Annotated in this window: 1 protein-coding gene; it reads left to right on the plus strand. The window is 24.7% G+C overall.

The genetic code is table 11. The features are described from left to right. The first annotated feature begins 471 nt into the window (after positions 1-471). Positions 472-699, plus strand: coding sequence for a hypothetical protein (locus tag AA089_RS23055; protein WP_046759383.1), 228 nt, complete (start codon positions 472-474; stop codon positions 697-699). The last annotated feature ends 535 nt before the right edge of the window (positions 700-1,234 follow it).

The raw sequence follows: 1,234 nt of genomic DNA on the forward strand, positions 1-1,234 counted from the left end.
AAAAAACAAAAATGACCTAAAAGTGACCAATAAGTGATTCAAGAGTTCCCTAAAAGTTCCCAAAGAGTGACTCAAAAGTGACCAATGTTTGACTAAAGAATGCTTAATAAGTGACTTAGAAGTGACCATAAATTGACTCAAAAATACTTTTTGAAATTCAAATTATTGATTATTAGGGTTTTACGTACTTACGATTTGGTAAACAGGTTTGGTGAGTCACTTTTTATTCAAAAACCGTTGAACTCATCATTGGTATTGTAAAAATCTTCTAAAGCTTATATCCTAAATTTGTAATTGGATATTTTTGACTCCTTTCAAATTGTTCAAGTTACAAAAGTGAACAAATGATTTTTAACAACTTCTATTCATCTTTGCTTCATAACGGAATTTAGAGATTCTGAATAATTACAGCATTTAAAGTATAACGCTTTGATCTCCTTAAATTATTTTTTAATTACAAAGTTTTATTCCATGAAAAGAAAAGAAAATTCAATAAAAGAGAAACTCGATTTAGATTCGATAAAATCAGAAATAAAACCCATCATAAACACAAAAGAAATTTTAAAGCATCCAGCGACTAAAATTATCATTACAGGAATTGTTGTTTACGGATTTTTAAAGGTTTCAAAATATTATGTAAGTGCCTTTAGCGGATTAGTGAAAGCTGTACGGGATGCGAAAAGCAACCTTAACGGGTAACTTGTTTATTTATAAATTTCTTAAACACTATTTTATGTTTTTATGAAGACAAAATTTAAATAAAACCGAATAATTTTTTGAACTTAATTTTCTTAAAGATTCGCACGGCAACATCTTTTATTTAAAAAATAAATTGAAGTTGTTTTTTTAAAAAAATTACTCATTTTTAGAAAAAAAAGATAAAAATTAAAGAAAAATTTATTTTTCACAAAAAATCAAAGTGGATTGACTTTTACGGTAAAAAGTAAAACCACTTTGATTTTTGATTTGTTAATTGACTATATATCAATATTTTAGTTGTTTTTAAAAATAAACCGAAAAAATAAAAGCAAAAAATAAACATTTAAAAAAACATTTTTTTAAAAAAAAATATTGTTAAAAATAATTTATTCACGGTTTTTTTAAATATTTCGTCAAAAGTAAAATATGTTATTAAGCTATAAGTTTTAAGAGAAATTGATGTATTCTTCCACGAAAAAATTGATGTTATGAATTACAATTTTTCTTGAAATCTAGTCTCTCAAAAACGCGTGCC

This window comes from Kordia jejudonensis (assembly GCF_001005315.1).
Lineage (GTDB): Bacteria > Bacteroidota > Bacteroidia > Flavobacteriales > Flavobacteriaceae > Kordia > Kordia jejudonensis.